The 18,309-nt window shown below is 68.4% G+C and carries 17 protein-coding genes and 1 pseudogene; 9 read left to right on the forward strand and 9 right to left on the reverse strand.

Features of this window, described 5'->3' with window-relative positions; all coding sequences use genetic code 11:
• The first annotated feature begins 25 nt into the window (after positions 1–25).
• From C0J29_RS30095 to C0J29_RS30135, 9 genes are all read left to right on the forward strand, one after another.
• Positions 26–769: an NUDIX hydrolase gene (locus tag C0J29_RS30095; protein ID WP_065162753.1), complete on the forward strand. Its 744-nt coding sequence runs from the start codon at positions 26–28 to the stop codon at positions 767–769.
• The gene (locus tag C0J29_RS30100; protein WP_120794438.1) at positions 766–3,171 is read left to right on the forward strand and encodes a hypothetical protein; all 2,406 of its coding nucleotides are present in this window, start codon (positions 766–768) and stop codon (positions 3,169–3,171) included. The genes C0J29_RS30095 and C0J29_RS30100 overlap by 4 nt, the downstream gene beginning before the upstream one ends.
• A 101-nt stretch (positions 3,172–3,272) precedes the next feature.
• Positions 3,273–6,785, forward strand: coding sequence for a lipid II flippase MurJ (locus tag C0J29_RS30105; protein ID WP_371872510.1), 3,513 nt, complete (start codon positions 3,273–3,275; stop codon positions 6,783–6,785).
• 45 nt (positions 6,786–6,830) lie between these two features.
• Positions 6,831–7,388: an RNA polymerase sigma factor SigM gene (gene sigM / locus C0J29_RS30110; protein ID WP_120794440.1), complete on the forward strand. Its 558-nt coding sequence runs from the start codon at positions 6,831–6,833 to the stop codon at positions 7,386–7,388.
• 49 nt (positions 7,389–7,437) lie between these two features.
• Positions 7,438–7,725, forward strand: coding sequence for a hypothetical protein (locus C0J29_RS30115; RefSeq protein ID WP_174814876.1), 288 nt, complete (start codon positions 7,438–7,440; stop codon positions 7,723–7,725).
• A 47-nt stretch (positions 7,726–7,772) separates the two neighbouring features.
• Positions 7,773–8,327 carry a hypothetical protein gene (locus C0J29_RS30120; protein ID WP_120794441.1) on the forward strand — a complete coding sequence of 185 codons (555 nt, stop codon included), beginning with the start codon at positions 7,773–7,775 and terminating at the stop codon, positions 8,325–8,327.
• 107 nt (positions 8,328–8,434) lie between these two features.
• Positions 8,435–9,421: a thioredoxin-disulfide reductase gene (gene trxB / locus C0J29_RS30125; protein ID WP_065165124.1), complete on the forward strand. Its 987-nt coding sequence runs from the start codon at positions 8,435–8,437 to the stop codon at positions 9,419–9,421.
• A complete protein-coding gene (gene trxA, locus C0J29_RS30130) occupies positions 9,418–9,768 on the forward strand; it encodes a thioredoxin (RefSeq protein ID WP_065047624.1) in 351 nt (116 codons plus the stop codon). Before trxB ends, trxA begins: the two co-directional genes overlap by 4 nt.
• A 144-nt stretch (positions 9,769–9,912) precedes the next feature.
• Positions 9,913–11,139 carry an N-acetylmuramoyl-L-alanine amidase gene (locus C0J29_RS30135; RefSeq protein WP_065047626.1) on the forward strand — a complete coding sequence of 409 codons (1,227 nt, stop codon included), beginning with the start codon at positions 9,913–9,915 and terminating at the stop codon, positions 11,137–11,139.
• 97 nt (positions 11,140–11,236) lie between these two features.
• Here the strand turns inward: C0J29_RS30135 and C0J29_RS30140 are convergent.
• The 9 genes and pseudogenes from C0J29_RS30140 to rpmH form a co-directional block, all read right to left on the reverse strand.
• Positions 11,237–11,950: pseudogene (locus tag C0J29_RS30140) on the reverse strand (acetyltransferase); the annotation flags it as partial.
• A 361-nt stretch (positions 11,951–12,311) separates the two neighbouring features.
• A complete protein-coding gene (locus tag C0J29_RS30145; protein WP_065047630.1) occupies positions 12,312–13,289 on the reverse strand; it encodes a ParB/RepB/Spo0J family partition protein in 978 nt (325 codons plus the stop codon).
• Between the two features lie 4 nt (positions 13,290–13,293).
• Complete coding sequence (locus C0J29_RS30150) at positions 13,294–14,247, reverse strand: ParA family protein (RefSeq protein WP_065047632.1); 954 nt, start codon at positions 14,245–14,247, stop codon at positions 13,294–13,296.
• Entirely contained in the window at positions 14,244–14,957 is a 714-nt protein-coding gene (gene rsmG, locus C0J29_RS30155) for a 16S rRNA (guanine(527)-N(7))-methyltransferase RsmG (protein ID WP_120794442.1), read from the reverse strand. The genes C0J29_RS30150 and rsmG overlap by 4 nt, the downstream gene beginning before the upstream one ends.
• Positions 14,958–15,069: 112 nt before the next feature.
• Positions 15,070–15,621 carry a Jag family protein gene (locus tag C0J29_RS30160; RefSeq protein WP_065165113.1) on the reverse strand — a complete coding sequence of 184 codons (552 nt, stop codon included), beginning with the start codon at positions 15,619–15,621 and terminating at the stop codon, positions 15,070–15,072.
• Positions 15,622–15,733: 112 nt separating this feature from the next.
• Positions 15,734–16,870, reverse strand: coding sequence for a membrane protein insertase YidC (gene yidC / locus C0J29_RS30165; RefSeq protein WP_065047638.1), 1,137 nt, complete (start codon positions 16,868–16,870; stop codon positions 15,734–15,736).
• The gene (yidD, locus tag C0J29_RS30170; RefSeq protein WP_370530891.1) at positions 16,854–17,210 is read right to left on the reverse strand and encodes a membrane protein insertion efficiency factor YidD; all 357 of its coding nucleotides are present in this window, start codon (positions 17,208–17,210) and stop codon (positions 16,854–16,856) included. The genes yidC and yidD overlap by 17 nt, the downstream gene beginning before the upstream one ends.
• Positions 17,207–17,569 carry a ribonuclease P protein component gene (rnpA, locus tag C0J29_RS30175; protein ID WP_065047640.1) on the reverse strand — a complete coding sequence of 121 codons (363 nt, stop codon included), beginning with the start codon at positions 17,567–17,569 and terminating at the stop codon, positions 17,207–17,209. The genes yidD and rnpA overlap by 4 nt, the downstream gene beginning before the upstream one ends.
• Positions 17,570–17,591: 22 nt before the next feature.
• Entirely contained in the window at positions 17,592–17,735 is a 144-nt protein-coding gene (gene rpmH, locus C0J29_RS30180) for a 50S ribosomal protein L34 (protein ID WP_082658794.1), read from the reverse strand.
• Between the last annotated feature and the right edge of the window lie 574 nt (positions 17,736–18,309).

Below are 18,309 nucleotides of genomic sequence, written 5' to 3' on the forward strand. Positions count from 1 at the left end.
GCCCGTGCCAGCTAATATCGCTTGGGTGTCGGAGGGCGAACAAGCCAAACCACGTCGACGCCGCGGTCGGCGTCGCGGTCGTGGCGGCGCACGTCCGGCGGAGAACAATACGGAAAGCCAGCCGCCCGCCGACACGGTACCCACGCCGGCCGCCGCCGCCAAGCGCCGCCCCCGGCCCCGCAGGGTCCCCGACCGGATGCGCACGGTGCACGAAACCTCCGCCGGCGGCCTGGTCATCGACGGCATCGACGGCCCCCGCGAGACGCAGGTGGCCGCCCTGATCGGACGCATCGACCGGCGTGGCAGGATGCTGTGGTCGCTGCCCAAGGGCCACATCGAGATGGGTGAGACTGCCGAGCAGACCGCCATCCGTGAGGTTGCCGAGGAGACCGGGATCCGCGGCGGCGTGCTTGCCGCGCTGGGGCGCATCGACTATTGGTTCGTCACCGACGGACGACGGGTGCACAAGACCGTGCACCACTATCTGATGCGGTTCTTGGGTGGGGAGCTGTGCGACGAAGACCTGGAAGTTGCCGAGGTGGCCTGGGTGCCGATCCGGGAACTGCCCTCGCGGCTGGCCTACGCCGACGAACGGCGCCTGGCCGAACGGGCCGACGAGCTGATCGACAAGCTGCAGAACGACGGCGAGCACGCGCTGCCGCCGCTACCGCCGAGCGCGCCGCGGCGACGGCCGCAGACCCACTCCCGCACCCGGCACGCCAACGACCCGGAGCCGGGCAAAAAGAACGGTCACGGGCGGGGGCCGTGACGGCGTTGCGTTCCCGCTGGGTCAGGTTGGTGCGTCTCGCCGCAGTGATCGGCATCATGGCCGGTTTCGGGATGCTGCTCACCGCACCCGGCGCCACACCGCGCGCCCGCGCGGGCGAGCCCACCGCGACACCCTTCGTCCAGGTCCGCATCGACCAGGTGTCCCCGGACGTCGTCACCACCACCAGCGACCCCGTCGTCACCGTCAGCGGCATGGTCACCAACATCGGCGACCGCCCGGTCCGCGACGTGATGGTCCGCCTCGAGCACGCCTCGGCCGTCTCTGCCTCCCCCGGCCTGCGCACCTCGCTGGACGGCAGCACCGACCAGTACGAGGCCGCCGCGGACTTCCTCACCGTCTCGCCGGAACTGCAGCGCGGGCAGCAGGCCGGCTTCACCCTGTCCGCGCCGCTGCGCTCACTTACCCAGCCGTCGCTGGCCGTCGACAAGCCCGGCATCTTTCCCGTCCTGGTCAACGTCAACGGCACCCCCGACTACGGCGCGCCCGCGCGCCTGGACAACGCCCGCTTCCTGCTGCCGGTGGTGGGCGTTCCGCCGGACAAAGCCGACAAGGGCGCCGAGGCCGCGCCCGCCGTCGCACCCGAAACCACCAAACCGGTGTGGATCACCATGCTGTGGCCCCTGGCCGACCGGCCGCGGCTGGCGCCGGGAGTCCCCGGCGGCACCATCCCGGTCCGCATGGTCGACGACGACCTGGCCAACTCCCTGGCCAACGGCGGTCGCCTGGACACCTTGCTGTCCGCCGCCGAACTCGCGACCAGCCGTGACGTCGACCCGGACGGCGCGGTAGGGCGCGCGCTGTGCCTGGCCGTCGACCCGGACCTGATCGTCACCGTCAACGCGATGACCGCCGGCTACGTCGTGTCCAACTCCCCCGACGGTCCGGCACAGCTGCCCGGCACTCCCACTCACCCGGGCACTGGGCAGGCCGCCGCGACCACCTGGCTCAACCGGCTGCGCGCGCTGGCCCACCGCACCTGCGTGGCGCCGATGCCCTACGCCCTGGCCGACCTGGACGCCCTGCAGCGGGTCAACGACCCCGGCCTGAGCTCCACCGCCACCGTCAGCAACGGCGAGATCATCGACCGCATCCTGGATGTGACGTCGGTCCGGGGCACCGCCCTGCTCCCGGACGGTCCGCTGACCAGCCGCGCCGTCAGCCTGCTCAACGCCAACGACAACACGGTCGCCGTCGCCGCGGCCGACCTTTCCGCGCAGGACGCCGGCGACGCCGGCAGCGCCAACGTCACACCGCACCGGTTGTCGACCCAGGTGGTCGCCGCGCCGTTCGACCCCGCCGTCGGGGCGGCGCTGGCCGGAGCGGGCACCAACCCGACCGTCCCCACGTACCTGGATCCGTCGCTGTCGATCCGGGTCAACCACGACTCGGCCACCGCCCGGCGCCAGGACGCGCTGGGCGCCATGCTGTGGCGCAGCCTCACCCCCGATGCCGCCCCGCGCACCCAGATCCTGGTGCCCCCGGCGGTGTGGTCGCTGCAGGGCGATGACGCGCAGTTCATCCTGACCGCGCTGGCCACGTCGATTCATTCGGGTCTGGCCGTGCCGCGGCCGCTGCCCGCGCTGGTCGCCGACGCGGCCGCCCGCATCGAACCGCCGGTGCCGCCCGGCGCCTACCCGACCGAGCGGGGCAGGTTCAGCGACGAGATCACCGGCGAGATCACCGGCCAGGTGGGCCGGCTGTTCAAGCTGACCTCGGCCCTGATGACCGACGAGCGCACCGGCCTGACCGGGCCGCAGTACACCGCGCCGCTGCGCGAGGACATGCTGCGCGCGCTGAGCGAGTCGGTGCCGCCGGACACCCGCAACGGCCTGGCCCAGCAACGCCTGACGGTGGTGGGCACCACGATCAACGACTTCTTCGGCTCGGTAACGATCGTGAACCCGGGCGGCTCCTACACGTTGGCGACCGAGCACAGCCCGCTGCCGCTGGCGCTGCACAACGGCCTGGCCGTGCCGATCCGGGTGCGGCTGCAGGTCAACGCCCCACCGGGCATGACGGTGACCGACATGGGCGAAATCGAGCTGCCGCCCGGCTACCTTCCGCTGCGGGTCCCGATCGAGGTCAACTTCACCCAGCGGGTCGCCATCGACGTCGGGCTGCGCACCCCGGACGGCACCACCCTGGGCGAACCCGTGCGGCTGTCGGTGCACTCCAACGCCTACGGCAAGGTGCTGTTTGCGATCACGCTCACCGCCGCGGCGGTGCTGGTCGCCCTTGCCGGGCGCCGCCTGTGGCACCGCTTCCGCGGCCAGCCCGACCCCGCCGACCTCGACCGGCCCGACCCGCCCGCGAGCGCCCACCCGCGGCCTCCGGTTGAGCGGGCGATCGAGCAACGGGTCCACGAAGAGCACCGCGTATGAACCCCGCACCCCGAGGGGTGCAGCCGGCGCCGCAGCGGTCGTCGTCACAGCCACCTCGACATCAGCTGTCCCAGCCGCGCAGCACCGTGCCGCCGCCGGGCCTGCCGCCGCGCCCCGGCTGGACGCCGCAGCAAAAGCAGCTCGAGGATCCCAAGCGGCCCCGCCCCGAGCAACTGTCCGACGCCGCGGTGGTGTCGCGGTCCTGGGGCATGGCATTCGCCACCCTGATCAGCAGGCTCACCGGCTTCGCCCGGATCGTGCTGCTGGCCGCCATCCTGGGTGCGGCACTGTCCAGCTCCTTCTCGGTGGCCAACCAGCTGCCCAACCTGGTCGCCGCCCTGGTGCTCGAAGCGACGTTCACCGCGATCTTCGTGCCGGTGCTGGCCCGCGCCGAACAGGACGACCCCGACGGCGGGGCGGCGTTCGTGCGGCGGTTGGTCACCCTGGCCACCACCCTGCTGATCGTCGCCACCGTGTTGTCGGTGGCCGCGGCACCGCTGCTGGTGCGGCTGATGCTGGGCCGCAACCCCGAGGTCAACGAGTCGCTGACCACCGCGTTCGCCTACCTGCTGCTTCCCCAGGTGCTGGTCTACGGCCTGTCCTCGGTGTTCATGGCGATCCTGAACACCCGCAACGTCTTTGGGCCGCCGGCCTGGGCGCCCGTCGTCAACAACGTCGTCGCGATCGCGACTCTGGGCGTGTATCTGGCCGTCCCCGGCGAACTGTCGGTCGATCCCGTCGAGATGAGCAACGCCAAGCTGCTGGTGCTCGGCGTCGGCACCACCCTGGGCGTGTTCGCCCAGACCGCGGTGCTGCTGGTGGCGATCGGACGCGAGCACATCAGCCTGCGCCCACTGTGGGGCCTAGACGATCGGCTCAAGCGCTTCGGCACCATGGCCGCGGCCATGGTGCTCTACGTGTTGATCAGCCAACTCGGCCTGGTGGTCGGCAACCAGATCGCCAGTTCGGCCGCCGCGTCGGGACCGGCGATCTACAACTACACCTGGTTGGTGCTGATGCTGCCGTTCGGCATGATCGGCGTCACGATCCTGACGGTGGTGATGCCCCGGCTCAGCCGCAACGCCGCCGCCGACGACATTCCGGCGGTGCTCGCCGACCTGTCGCTGGCCACCCGCCTGACCATGATCACGCTGATCCCGGCGGTGGCGTTCATGACGGTCGGCGGCCCGGCGATGGGCAGCGCGCTGTTCGCCTACGGGCACTTCGGGCAGGTGGACGCCGGATACCTGGGTGCCGCGATCGCACTGTCGGCGTTCACCCTCATCCCCTACGCCCTGGTGCTGCTGCAACTGCGGGTCTTCTACGCCCGCGAACAACCGTGGACGCCGATCGTGATCATCCTGGTGATCACCTCGGTGAAGATCGCCGGCTCGCTGCTGGCGCCGCACGTCACGAACAACAAAGACCTGATCGCGGGCTACCTCGGCACGGCCAACGGCCTGGGCTTTCTGGCCGGCGCCGTCGTCGGTCATTTTCTGCTGCGCCGCAGCCTGCGGCCCAAGGGCGGGGCGCTGATCGACCTCGGGACGGTGCGCACGATCCTGGTGGCGACCTCGGCGTCGCTGCTGGCGGGGCTGGTCGCCCACGTCGCCGACCGCCTGCTCGGTCTGCACCGGTTGACCGAGCATGGCGGCATGGGCTCGCTGCTGCGCCTGTTCCTCCTCGCGGTCATCATGGTGCCGATCTTGGCGGGGGTGATGCTCGGCGCACGCGTACCCGAAGCCCAGGCGGCCGCTGCCGTCATCCGGCGCCGAACCCGCCCCCGAGCCCCGGCCCCGGCCGCGGCCCCGGCCAACCCGACGGTGTCGTCCGCAGGTCGCCCCGTCACGTACCCTGAGCAAAGAAAATCGTCCCTGCCGGGGGGAGATGCGGTCCAGGAGCCGATCCGGCGCAGACCTCCGGTGGCCAGGGCCGGGCTAGCGAAAGGACTGGAGGTGACCGACCGCACTTCGGATAACGCCGCACCGAGTTCGATGGCCGGCGACGACTTCCAGCCCGACATCCCGAGTCGGGGCACACCCGCGCGGGATCGGCTGACGGGCGACGTCGACCCCCGCGGACCTGTCCCGTTCGACGCGCCCCGCGAGCGCGATGCCGAGCCACCCCAGGACGACCTCAACCTGGTGCCCGGGGCGCGCATCGCCAACGGCCGTTACCGGCTGCTGATCTCCCACGGCGGCACGCCGCCGCTGCACTTCTGGCAGGCCCTGGACACCGCCCTGGACCGGCAGGTCGCGCTCACCTTCGTCGACCCCGAAGGCTCGCTGCCCGAGGACGTGCTGCAGGAGATCCTGTCGCGCACCCTGCGGCTCAGCCGGATCGACAAGCCCGGCATCGCCCGGATCCTCGACGTCGTCCACACCGGATCCGGCGGCCTGGTGGTCTCGGAATGGATCCGCGGCGGCTCGTTGCAGGAGGTGGCCGACACCTCACCGTCGCCGGTCGGGGCAATCCGGGCGATGCAGTCCTTGGCCGCCGCGGCCGACGCCGCCCACCGCGCCGGCGTCGCGCTGTCCCTCGACCACCCCAGCCGGGTGCGGGTGAGCATCGACGGCGACGTCGTGCTGGCCTACCCGGCGACGATGCCCGACGCCAACCCGCAGGACGACATCCGCGGCATCGGCGCCGCGCTGTATGCGCTGCTGGTCAACCGCTGGCCGCTGCCCGAGTCCGGGGTGCGCAGCGGCCTGGCGCCGGCCGACCGCGACGCCAACGGCCAGCCCGTCGAACCGACCGTCGTCGATCGCGACATCCCGTTCCAGATCTCCGCGGTCGCCGTCCGATCGGTGCAGGAGGACGGCGGAATACGCAGTGCCTCAACGCTTTTAAACCTGCTGCAGCAGGCCACCGCGGTGGCCGACCGGACCGAGGTGATCGGACCGATCGCCGAACCGCCCGCCCCGGCATCGCCACGACGCGCCGCCGAGCGCGGCGGTGAGATCTACACCCGGCGGCGGCGCAACCTGCTGATCGGCCTCGGCGCGGGCGGGGCCGTCCTGCTGGTGGCGCTGCTGGTGCTGGCTTCCGTGGTCAGCAAGATCTTCGGCGACGTCGGCAACGGCCTCAAGGGCGACCAGCTGGGCCTGAACAACCCGACTTCGTCGGCCGCGTCGGAGTCACCGGGCAGCTCGGCGCCGTCCGGCAGCTTCGTCAAGCCCACCAAGGCCACGGTCTTCTCCCCCGGCGGCGACGCCGACAACCCCGGCGATGCGGGTAACGCGATCGACGGAAACGCGGGCACCGTGTGGCAGACCGACACCTACTCCGACTCGGTCCCCTTCCCCGGCTTCAAGAACGGGGTCGGCTTGATGTTGCAGCTGCCCAAGCCGACCGTGGTCGGCGTGGTCGGCATCGACGTCTCGAGCACCGGGACCAAGGTGGAGATCCGCTCGTCATCCTCGCCGAACCCGTCGAAGCTGGAAGACACCACGGTGTTGACGCCGGCCACCGCGCTGAAGCCGGGCCACAACACCATTCAGGTCAAGGCGTCCTCGCCGACCTCGAACCTGCTGGTCTGGATCTCGACGCTGGGCACCACAGACGGCAAGAGCCGCGCCGACGTCTCCGAGATCACCATCCAGGCCGCCTCCTGATCCGGGTGAAGTGCCGGGCGCCTGCCGATTGGCTACCGTCCGGCGGTGGGCTTCTGGGCATCAGGACGGCACCGCAGTGACACCGAATTACTGGCCGCACACGTCGCTGGCGACCGGCACGCGTTCGCCGAGTTGTTCAGGCGTCACCACCGGCAGCTCTACCGGCTGGCGCGGCAGTCCAGCCTGAGTCGCGAAGACGCCGACGACGCGGTCCAGGACGCGATGCTCTCGGCGCACCGCAGCGCAGAATCCTTCCGCGACGACGCCGCGGTCGGAACCTGGTTGCACCGAATCGTGCGCAACGCCTGCCTGGACCGGCTCCGTCGGGCGCAGGCCCGACCGACCGTTCCGTTCCAGGACGTGCACCCGGTCAGCGACCGCACGTCCCAGGTGGAGACTGCGATCGTGGTGCGGCGAGCATTGCTGCGGCTACCGATCCAGCAACGTGCCGCGGTGGTTGCCGTCGACCTGCAGGGCTACTCCATCGCCGAGACCGCGCGGCGGCTGGGCGTGCCCGAGGGCACCGTCAAGAGCCGGTGTGCCCGTGGCCGCGCCCGCCTCGCCAATCTGCTGGGTTACCCCGAAATGATCGGCGCCACATAGCGTTATAGAACCATTTCGCCGATAGCCGGCGCTGATTATGGTGTGGCGCGTGTCGTTCGTCGCGGCCTGGCCGCAAGAACTGCAAGCGAGTGTCAGTGGCACCGGTGGGCAAGGTGGCACCGGCGGTACGGGTGGGCACGGCGGCGACGGCGGCACCGGCGGCACGACGCTCGGCGGCGGCACACCCGGGAACCCGGGACGCGGCGGCTTCGGCGCCCCGGGCGGAAATGGCGGACAGGGCGGTGTAGGAGGCGCCGGTCCCGGCACTCCCGGCGCGGACGGCGCCGCGGGTGCCCAGGGCGACGACGGCGCCGACGGGTCCCCCGGCCTGCGGTAACCGGGTCCTGTTACGCGTCCGGCCGCCGATAGCGGACACTGGGTCCGATGAGTTCAGCCGAGGATGCGGATCCGCCGCTGACGGTCGACGCGGCGGAGACGCCGTCGGCGAGCTTCGCCGAGTCACCGAAGCCTCCCCATTCCGCACACGCGGCCCGACCGCCCCTGCGTCCCGCGCACGTCATCGCCGGCGTCGCCGGTGTCGGCGCGGTGCTGGCAGCGGTCGGCATCGGAACCGTGTCCCTGCTCAACCAACCGGACTCCACACCTGGCGAACCGGTCACCGCCAATCACATCACCGTTTCCACCCCGGTTCCGGTGATTCCGCTGTCGGACGCTGAGATCCGCAACCTGACACATCGTCCGCCCGATTTCGGCGCGCTCGGCAACGCCTCGCAGCGGGCGTCCTGCCTCGCCGGGCTGGGCTACCCCGCGGCCGAAGAGGTGCTCGGCGCCCAGCCCGTCGAGGTCAACGCCCGCCCGGGCGTGCTGCTATTGGTCAACGGCGACACCTCCGACACCCTGGTGGCCTACGCGGTCGCGCTGAACTGCAGTGCCGCCGACACCGGATTACTGGCCACGACCGCGATACCGCGCGCTTAGCCGGTGGGCAGTGTCGTGCGTCGCAGCCGGGAACACCCGCGCCTACGCTGGCGTTCGTAGGATTGCAGATCACGCTCACTGATCAGCCTTCGTTCCGAAAGGTACGCATGACCGCTTCCTCAGACACCATCCACGACGTCATCGTCATCGGTTCCGGTCCTGCCGGATACACCGCGGCCCTCTACACCGCCCGCGCGCAACTCAAGCCGCTGGTCTTCGAGGGCATCTCCTTCGGCGGCGCGCTGATGACGACGACCGAGGTGGAGAACTACCCCGGGTTCCGCGACGGCATCACCGGCCCGGAATTGATGGACCAGATGCGCGAGCAGGCACTGCGCTTCGGCGCCGACCTGCGCATGGAAGACGTCGAGTCCGTGTCACTGGACGGACCGGTCAAGTCCGTGGTGACCGCCGAGGGCGAAACGTTCCGGGCCCGCGCCGTCATCCTGGCCATGGGCGCGGCCGCCCGCTACCTGCAGGTGCCCGGCGAGCAGGAATTGCTGGGCCGCGGCGTCAGCTCCTGTGCCACCTGCGACGGGTTCTTCTTCCGCGACCAGGACATCGCCGTCATCGGCGGCGGCGACTCCGCGATGGAGGAAGCCACCTTCCTCACCCGGTTCGCCCGCAGCGTCACCCTGGTGCACCGCCGCGAGGAGTTCCGCGCCTCCAAGATCATGCTCAACCGGGCCGAAGCCAACGAGAAGATCACCATCCTGACCAACAAGGCGGTCCTGGGCGTCGACGGCGACACCTCGGTCACTGGGCTGCGACTCCGTGACACGGTCACCGGTGAGGAATCCACCCTGCCGGTCACCGGAGTGTTCGTCGCGATCGGTCACGAACCGCGCTCGGCGCTGGTCCGCGACGCGGTCGAGGTGGACCCGGACGGCTACGTTCTGGTCCAGGGACGCACCACCAGCACCTCCCTGGACGGTGTTTTCGCCGCCGGCGACCTGGTCGACCGCACCTACCGGCAGGCGATCACCGCGGCCGGCAGCGGTTGTGCCGCGGCCATCGACGCCGAGCGCTGGCTGGCCGACCACGAAGCAACCGGGCCCGCGGACAGTACCGAATTGATAGGAGCACAACGATGAGCGATTCCGGCAAGTCAGCCACGATCGAAGTTTCCGACGCCTCCTTCGGCACCGACGTGTTGTCCAGCAATAAGCCTGTGCTGGTTGACTTTTGGGCGACCTGGTGCGGCCCGTGCAAGATGGTGGCCCCGGTGCTGGAAGAGATCGCCGCCGAACGCTCGGCCGAGCTCACCGTCGCCAAGATCGACGTGGACGCCAACCCCGAGACGGCGCGTGATTTCCAGGTCGTCTCGATCCCCACGCTGATCCTGTTCAAGGACGGCGAGCCGGTAAAGCGGATCGTCGGCGCCAAGGGCAAGGCGGCGTTGCTGCGCGAGCTGGCCGACTCGGTTCCGAACCTGTCCTGAGCGGCGGTATCGCGGGTTTCTCCTTGCAGAAACGACTCCCTGATTGGCCTGGGGTTTTCTCGATATCGGCGAGGATCTGCGACAATAGCGATTAACTGCGCCGCTTTTCGCGGCGATGTCAATTAGTCCCGGAGGGCCCTTGGTATGCCGAGTCCGCGCCGCGAAGACGGCGACGCGCTGCGCTGTGGCGACCGTGGTGCCGCTGTCACCGAGATCCGGGCGGCGCTGGCCGCGCTGGGAATGCTCGAAGGCTCCGACGACGAACTGACCACCGGGCGGCACGTCGCGGCCGACGTGTTCGACGGTGAGCTCGACCATGCGGTGCGGGCCTTTCAGCAGCATCGTGGGCTGCTGGTCGACGGCGTCGTGGGCGAGGCCACCTACCGGGCGTTGAAAGAAGCCTCCTACCGCCTCGGCGCGCGCACGCTGTATCACCAGTTCGGCGCGCCGCTTTACGGCGACGACGTGGCGACTCTGCAAGCCCGGTTGCAGGACCTCGGTTTCTACACCGGTTTGGTGGACGGACATTTCGGCTTGCAGACGCACAACGCGCTGATGTCCTACCAACGTGAGTACGGCCTGTCCGCGGACGGCATCTGCGGCCCAGAAACGTTGCGGTCCTTGTACTTCCTGAGTTCGCGGGTCAGCGGTGGTTCGCCGCACGCCATCCGCGAAGAGGAACTGGTGCGCAGCTCCGGCCCCAAGCTGTCGGGGAAGCGGATCATCATCGACCCGGGCCGCGGCGGCAGTGACCACGGTCTGATCACCCAGGGTCCGGCCGGCCCGATCAGTGAAGCAGACGTGTTGTGGGACTTGGCAAGTCGGCTCGAAGGCCGGATGACGGCCATCGGCATGGAGACCTTCCTGTCCCGGCCCACCAACCGCAGTCCGTCGGACGCCGAACGCGCCGCCACCGCCAATTCCGTTGGCGCAGACTTGATGATCAGCCTGCGTTGTGAAACCCAGACCAGCCCGTCGGCCAACGGCGTTGCCTCCTTCCACTTCGGCAATTCGCACGGTTCGGTCTCCACCATCGGACGCAACCTCGCCGACTTCATCCAACGGGAAGTGGTGGCTCGCACCGGTTTACGTGACTGCCGTGTGCACGGCCGGACGTGGGATCTGCTGCGGTTGACCAGGATGCCGACCGTCCAGGTCGACGTCGGCTACATCACCAACCCGGGTGACCGCGAGATGCTGATCTCGACGCAGAGCCGCGACGCCATCGCCGAAGGAATCCTGGCCGCCGTGAAGCGGCTGTATCTGTTGGGCAAAAACGACCGGCCCACAGGAACTTTCACGTTCGCCGAACTGCTGGCCCACGAGTTGTCCGTGGAGCGTGAGCGGGCCAGCCGGCTCAGCGGCTCCTAGCCTCGCTATCCGCTGAGCCCTCGGCGTTCGCCTTGCTGGTGGTCTTGCCGGTGGTGGTCCCGGTGGTCTTGCCGGTGGTGGTCCCGCTCCCCGCGGACGCTGCGGACGCCGCCCCCACCGGTTGTTGCAGTTGCGCGTTTTCCAGCAGGCGCTCCAGGGCCGCCTCGACTTCGGCCTTCCACCCCAACCCCTTGTCCAGCTCGAGGCGCAGCCGCGGGAAATACGGGTGCGGCGCGACTACCACGAAGCCGGCGTCGATCAGGAAGTCGGCGTCGATGATGCAGTGTTCGACCGAACAGTCGCCGAGCGCATCAAATACCGGTCGCACGTCGTCATCCACCGGCTCCTGCAACTCGGTCGCCGCCTGGGTGCGTCCGAAGGCTTCCAAGGCGCGCACGCCGCGGCGCACCAGTTCCTCGATGACCCGTGTGATGAGGTGGTGCGGCAGATCGTCGTCGGCCTGCCCTCGTTCGATACCCATGGACGTCAGGAGCACCGCGTCCGCCGAGACCGGGGCGGTCGGGAAACGGCCGGCGCGCGGCACGGCGCGCGGCGGGGCGTAGAGCACGTATCCCAGGCAGGGCGGATCCGCCTGGCTGCGCTCGTCGGGAATGGCCGTCGCGACCTGGCCGCAGGATCCCCACTCCAGCATCACCATGGACAGCCATGCTTCTTTTTCGAACTCCGGGTCGGCCAGGTGCTCGTCCTTGCCGAGGGTCCCCGGGTCCACCTCCCAGAAGACGCAGCGGCGTGCGTGCTTGGGGAGCTGCTCGAAGGCTTCGAGCCGCAGCGCTGTAATCCGAGCTGACACTAGTCTCCTAGCCTCCGTGCGGTACCCGAGCCCATGGCTTCACTCCTGCGCGGGCGCCGGCCCGCAGTGCGCTCTGCCCGACTGATAGGCGGATGCGCACCGGCAACCCTTCCAGGATAGGAGAGTCGGTCGCTGTACGGCCAGTGTTGGACCTGTGACTCCGCTGTCCGGCGCTGACCGGCGGTCGCCCGTGCCGCGACATGGGATCCGGCGCCACCGTGGCAACCGGCCCACCTTCGAAATCGCTTGATACACACCATATCTCCGTTGAATGGCGGTGCCCGCAGCCGGCTGGAATTCGATCCCGGACCAGCTGAGTGTCACAGTGACGTAATTACAGAATATGTCCGGTCATGCCTCTTCACGGCTTCTTCGCGGTCATCAGGTCGATGATTCGCTGGAGGTCGTCGACCGAGCCGAACTCCACCACAATCTTGCCCTTGCGTTTGCCGAGTGCCACCGTCACCCGCGTATCGAAGGCGTTCGACAGCCGCTCAGCAACGTCCTGCAGACCCGGCATCTGGATCGGTTTGCGACGCGGTGGCGTGGGCGCCGCCCCGTCGCCGCGGTTTGCCAGGGTGACCGCCTCCTCGGTGGCCCGCACCGACAGGCCCTCCGCAACGATGCGGCTCGCCAGCTCCTCCTGCGCCTCCGGGCCGGCCTCCAACGACAGCAGGGCGCGGGCGTGGCCGGCGGACAGCACGCCGGCAGCCACTCGGCGCTGTACCGGGATGGGCAGCTTGAGCAACCGGATCATGTTGGTGATGAGCGGGCGCGAGCGACCGATCCGCGCAGCCAGTTCATCGTGGGTGACCCCGAACTCATCGAGCAGCTGTTGGTAGGCCGCCGCCTCTTCCAACGGATTCAGCTGAACGCGGTGGATGTTCTCCAGCAAGGCGTCGCGCAGCAGGTTGTCGTCACCGGTCTCGCGGACGATCGCCGGGATGGTCGACAGGCCGGCCGCTTGGGCGGCCCGCCAACGCCGCTCCCCCATCACGATCTGGTAGGGCGCGCCGCCCTCCGATCGCGGCACGGCGCGAACCACGATCGGCTGCAACAACCCGAACTCGCGGATCGAATGCACCAGCTCCGACAGCGCCTCGTCGTCGAACACCTGGCGGGGCTGACGCGGGTTCGGCTCGATGTCGGAGGGGGCGATCTCCCGGTACACCGCTCCCATCGCGGCGGCATCGGGAAGCGGGCCGCCGATGACGACGTCGGCAGCAGCCGAACCCATGCGCGGCCCGAACGTCGAGGCGTCACCCTCGACCGGCCCGGTGGGAATCAGCGACGCCAAACCGCGGCCGAGACCGCCCTTCCTGCGTGACGGATTGCTCATGGGTTTATCCCCTCCCGGCAGATGATCGACCGCGCTGAGCGAGTTCGCGACTGGCGTCGAGGTAGCTCATTGCTCCGCGCGAACCGGGATCGTAATCGATGATCGTCATGCTGTAACCCGGCGCCTCCGAGACCTTCACGCTCCGTGGGATCACCGTCCGCAGCACCTTGTCCCCGAAGTAGCGCCGCACTTCCTCGGCAACCTGGTCGGCCAGTTTCGTGCGGCCGTCATACATCGTGAGGATGACCGTGGTGACATCGAGCTGAGGATTCAGGTGCGCCTTCACCATCTCGATGTTGCGCATCAGCTGCGACACCCCCTCGAGGGCGTAGTACTCACACTGAATGGGGATGAGCACCTCGGGGGCCGCAACCAAGGCATTGATGGTGAGCAGTCCCAGCGAGGGCGGGCAGTCGATGAAGACGTAGTCGAAGTCGAAGTCGTCCAGCTCCGCCAGCGCGTTGCGCAGTCGGTTCTCCCGGGCCACCATGCTGACGAGTTCGATCTCCGCACCGGCCAGATCGATGGTGGCCGGCACGCAGAACAACCTGTCGCTGTGCGGGCTGCGCCGCAGCGCCTCCCGCAAGGTGACTTCACCTATCAGTACCTCGTAGGAGGACGGCGTGCCGGACTGTCGGTCGGCGATGCCGAGCGCGGTGCTGGCGTTGCCCTGCGGGTCGAGATCGATGACGAGAGTCTTGAGTCCTTGAACCGCCAGGGCCGCCGCGAGGTTGACCGCGGTCGTGGTCTTCCCCACCCCGCCCTTCTGGTTCGCGATGGTGAACAGCCGCCGCTGTTGCGGCCGCGGTAGCGGTTCGTGGGTGGCGTGCAAGACCCGGACCGCGCGTTCGGCCGCGGCGCCGATCGGGGTGTCGAATTCGGTCGATGTTTCACGTGAAACATTCACTGTGGGATTGTGCGCTTCCGCGGACGTTGCCGCCACTCCGATGGCGCTCAACGCTTCGCCCCTCGAGTCGGACGTCCCCGTTGTGCCACCACGACCGTTGCGGGCTGTTCCAAAATATTCACGCCACACCTCACCACCCTGACATTCACGGCTCCCGATGCCTCCATCACACGCCGGTGCTCGCGCACTTCCTCGGGAGCGCGCTCCCCCTTGATCGCCACCATCAGTCCGTCTTGCCTCAGCAACGGCATACTCCACTTCGTCAACTTGTCCAACGCCGCAACCGCACGGGATACCGCCGCGTCGGCGCCGCTCAAACGGTCCCGCACCGCGCGCTCTTCCGCGCGGCCCCGAGCCACCTCGATCGCCAGCCCGAGTTCATCCACGACCTCGGTCAGGAAATCACTCCGACGCAGCAGCGGCTCCAGCAGCACGAACCGGAGATCGGGTCGGGCGATAGCGAGCGGAATCCCGGGCAACCCTGCCCCACTCCCGATGTCGATCACTCGCGCGCCAGGGTCCAGCAGCTCCGCGACGACGGCTGAATTCAGGATGTGCCGGTCCCAGATGCGATCTACTTCCCGGGGCCCGAGTAGACCTCGCTCCACGCCGGCCCTCGCCAGGATCTCCGCGTATCGCTCGGCAAGGCCGAGCCGTTCACCGAAGACCTCGGCAGCGGCGGAAGCGGCTGCAGCGGCCGGGGGCGTCACGCTCGCGGACTGCGTCGGCTCGCGCGAATCGACATGTTTCACGTGAAACATTCCCTCCGCTCTCGCCAACGCGCCGACCCGATCCTGACACCTGCCGCCGGGTCCCCCGGAACTACATCCCTGTAACTCCGAGGGTCACGGCCCGGTCACAGATGGTCACGACTCAGTCACGCAACACGACGACGCGGCGCGACGGCTCCACGCCCTCGCTCTCGCTGTGCACGCCGGCGACCGCAGCCACCGCGTCGTGCACGATCTTGCGTTCGAACGGGGTCATCGGCGAGAGCGCTTCACGCTCACCGGTCTCGGCCACCCGCCGGGCCACCTTGTCCCCCAGCGCCGCCAACTCCTCACGGCGCCGGCGCCGCCAGCTCGCGATGTCCAGCATCAGGCGGCTGCGCACACCGGTCTTCTGGTGCACGGCCAGCCGCGTCAACTCCTGCAGGGCGTCCAGGACCTCGCCGCCGCGGCCGACCAACTTGTTGAGGTCGTCGCTGCCGTCGATGCTCACCACCGCACGGTTGCCCTCGACGTCCAGGTCGATGTCTCCGTCGAAGTCCAACAGGTCCAGCAGTTCTTCCAGATAGTCGCCGGCGATCTCGCCCTCGGCGACCAGTCGCTCTTCAAGGTCATCCGATTCGTCTACGGCCTCACCGTTCTCGGCGTCCGGCGCGGCCGCATCCGATTCGAGTTCAGTGGTGTCAGCGTCCGTCATGGCTCTTTCTCCCCTCATCCACGGGTTGGTGTTCGCGGCCTCGCGCCGCGATGTCTTGCTTGGTTTCTTGGGTTTCGGCCCGGCGGCCCGATCCCGGCAAGTTCGGGCGCTACTAGCGTTTGCGCTTCTTCGGCCGTGCTCCCGGCCGCGGGGTACGGCCAGGGCCGCTACTTCGGGTGGCCGCATTCGGCTTGGCTGACGGAGGCTGTGGGCTCTTGGCGGTCGGCTTCGCCTGGGTCTCTCCGTCGTCGATTACTTCCGCGTCCGACGCACTGGACTCTGCCGACGCGGTTTCGACCGCCGACCCCGTGCTCGTCGCCGACGTGGACTTGGTGCGCTTGGGCTTGACTCCGGGCGCCGGCGCATTGGCCGCCCTGCGCTCGAGTGCCTCCTGCTTCTTGGCCTCGTCTTCTTTCTCGATCATTCCGAAGACATAGTGCTGCTGACCGAACGTCCAGATGTTGTTGGCGAACCAGTACAGGATGATCGCCAGTGGCAGGAACGGGCCACCGACCACGACGCCGAGCGGAAACACATACAGCGCCAGCTTGTTCATCATCGCCGTCTGCGGATTGGCGGCCGCCTCTGGACTCTGCCGGGCCACCGACGCCCGGCTGTTGAAGTACGTCGCCACGCCGGCGAGGATCATCACCGGCACGCCGACGGCGATCACCGCGGGCCTGCTGAAATGTTCGAACGCGTCCAACCCACCCTTCTGGGTCATCGACGCACCGATGGGTGCGCCGAACAGGTTGGCCTTCAGAAAGTTCTGGACGTCGAGCGCGGTGAAGACGTAGTTGCCGATCATCTTGTTCTGCTCGACCGACATCGACTGCAACCCGATGCCGCCGGTGGTGCGGTTGAAGGAGCGCAGCACGTGGTAGAGCCCGAGGAACACCGGGATCTGGGCCAGCATCGGCAGGCAGCCCAGGATGGGGTTGAAACCGTGCTCGCGTTGCAGCTTCTGCATCTCCAGTGCCATGCGCTGACGGTCTTTGCCGTACTTCTTCTGCAGGGCCTTGATCTGTGGCTGCAGTTCCTGCATCTGCCGCGTGGTGCGGATCTGCCGGACGAAGGGCTTGTACAGCAGCGCGCGCAGGGTGAAGACCAGGAACATCACCGACAACGCCCACGCGAAGAAGTTGTCCGGTCCTAGCAGGAACGCGAACGCCTTGTACCAGAGCCACATGATCCATGACACCGGGTAGTAGATGAAGTCCAAGCTGAAGAAATCAAACAACAGATTCACTCTCCCCTTGCTTCGCCGGGCGGTCCTCGACCGCCTCACGCGAGACGTCGACCGGGCACTCACAGCGCTCCGGAATTGGATCCCATCCTCCCCGATGCCAGGGACCACACTTGCCGAGCCTGGCCACCGCCAGCCAGCCCCCGCGGAGAACTCCGTATTCGGCGAGAGCTTCCACGGCGTACTGGCTGCAAGTGGGAATGAACCGACACGTCGCCGGGCGCAGCGGCGAGACCATGTGCCGGTAGAGCTGGATGAGATAGATCAAAGCCCGCACGACCGGGGTGCCTACCCTGCCGGTGGAGCGCACCACGCCCGCAGGGCTGCACACCGAACCGGTCACCGCTCGGTACCCGCCATGTCGAACGCACGCTTCAGTCCGCTGCGCAGCTGCTGATCCAGCCAGGCCGACGACACGTGCCGGCTACTGGGCAACGCACGGATCACCACCCGGTCGCGCGGATTCAGGCCAGCCAACAAAGGGCGGGCGACATGCCGCAGCCGGCGCGCTACCCGATGACGTTCCACCGCGGTACCCACTCGCTTGGCGATGATCAGGCCGACTCGTGGTCCCTCGTCGTCCTCGCGCTGGCTCGCGCGACGAACGTGCACGATGACGTCGGGCTGCACTGTGCGCATCCCGTACTTCACCGTCGCGTCAAACTCGGTCGACCGCCTCATGCGGTTCCGTGCGGAAAGCACCGCTGGGAAACCTGAATTGCGATCAGGCAGTTAAAGCGCGGCGACCCTTAGCGCGCCGGTTGGCGACAATCGCCCGTCCGGCACGGGTACGCATCCGCAGCCGGAATCCGTGAACGCGGGCTCGGCGCCGGTTGTTCGGCTGGAACGTCCTCTTGCCCTTGGCCACCGCGTTCTCCTCGCTGTGTATGGCATAACAGTCCGCCCGCTGATGCTCGGCAACTCGTGGGCGAAGGTGTTCTCGCTTGCTGGCCGGCGCGGTCTCCGAGATGCTGATTCCGGGTCGCAGCCGTATCGCCGACTTTCGGGCGACTGTTTGAGGGTACTGATGCGGCTTCGCCTGGTCAAACCTCGCCCGTCCCAGCTGACCCACGGTGATCGTCGCGACACCGCAAACACCGGTGCCACTATGGCGTCCCGGATAGCAGGATCATGAAGGACGCCAGCAGAATACAAAGAACTGTTGGCAGCGGGAACGAAAACTGTTAGCTTCGGGCGGGGTAGTTTCCAAGCCGGTACGGACTTGGAACTCTGTCGACAATGACACTGAAGCGAGGATGGCGGATCGACTAGCTGATTGGACAATCGCGTGGTTGTCTACAGCACGAAGATCGCGAGCCGTTGCCGGTAGGCTGCGGCTTGCTACTGACCTTCCTTTCCACATCTGTGGATAACCATGTGGACAGGTGCGTCGTTGTTACAGAAGCGTTGGATTCCGACCGTTGGACCAGGGAGATGCGTCG

This window comes from Mycobacterium paragordonae, from assembly GCF_003614435.1.
Taxonomy (GTDB): Bacteria; Actinomycetota; Actinomycetes; order Mycobacteriales; family Mycobacteriaceae; genus Mycobacterium; species Mycobacterium paragordonae.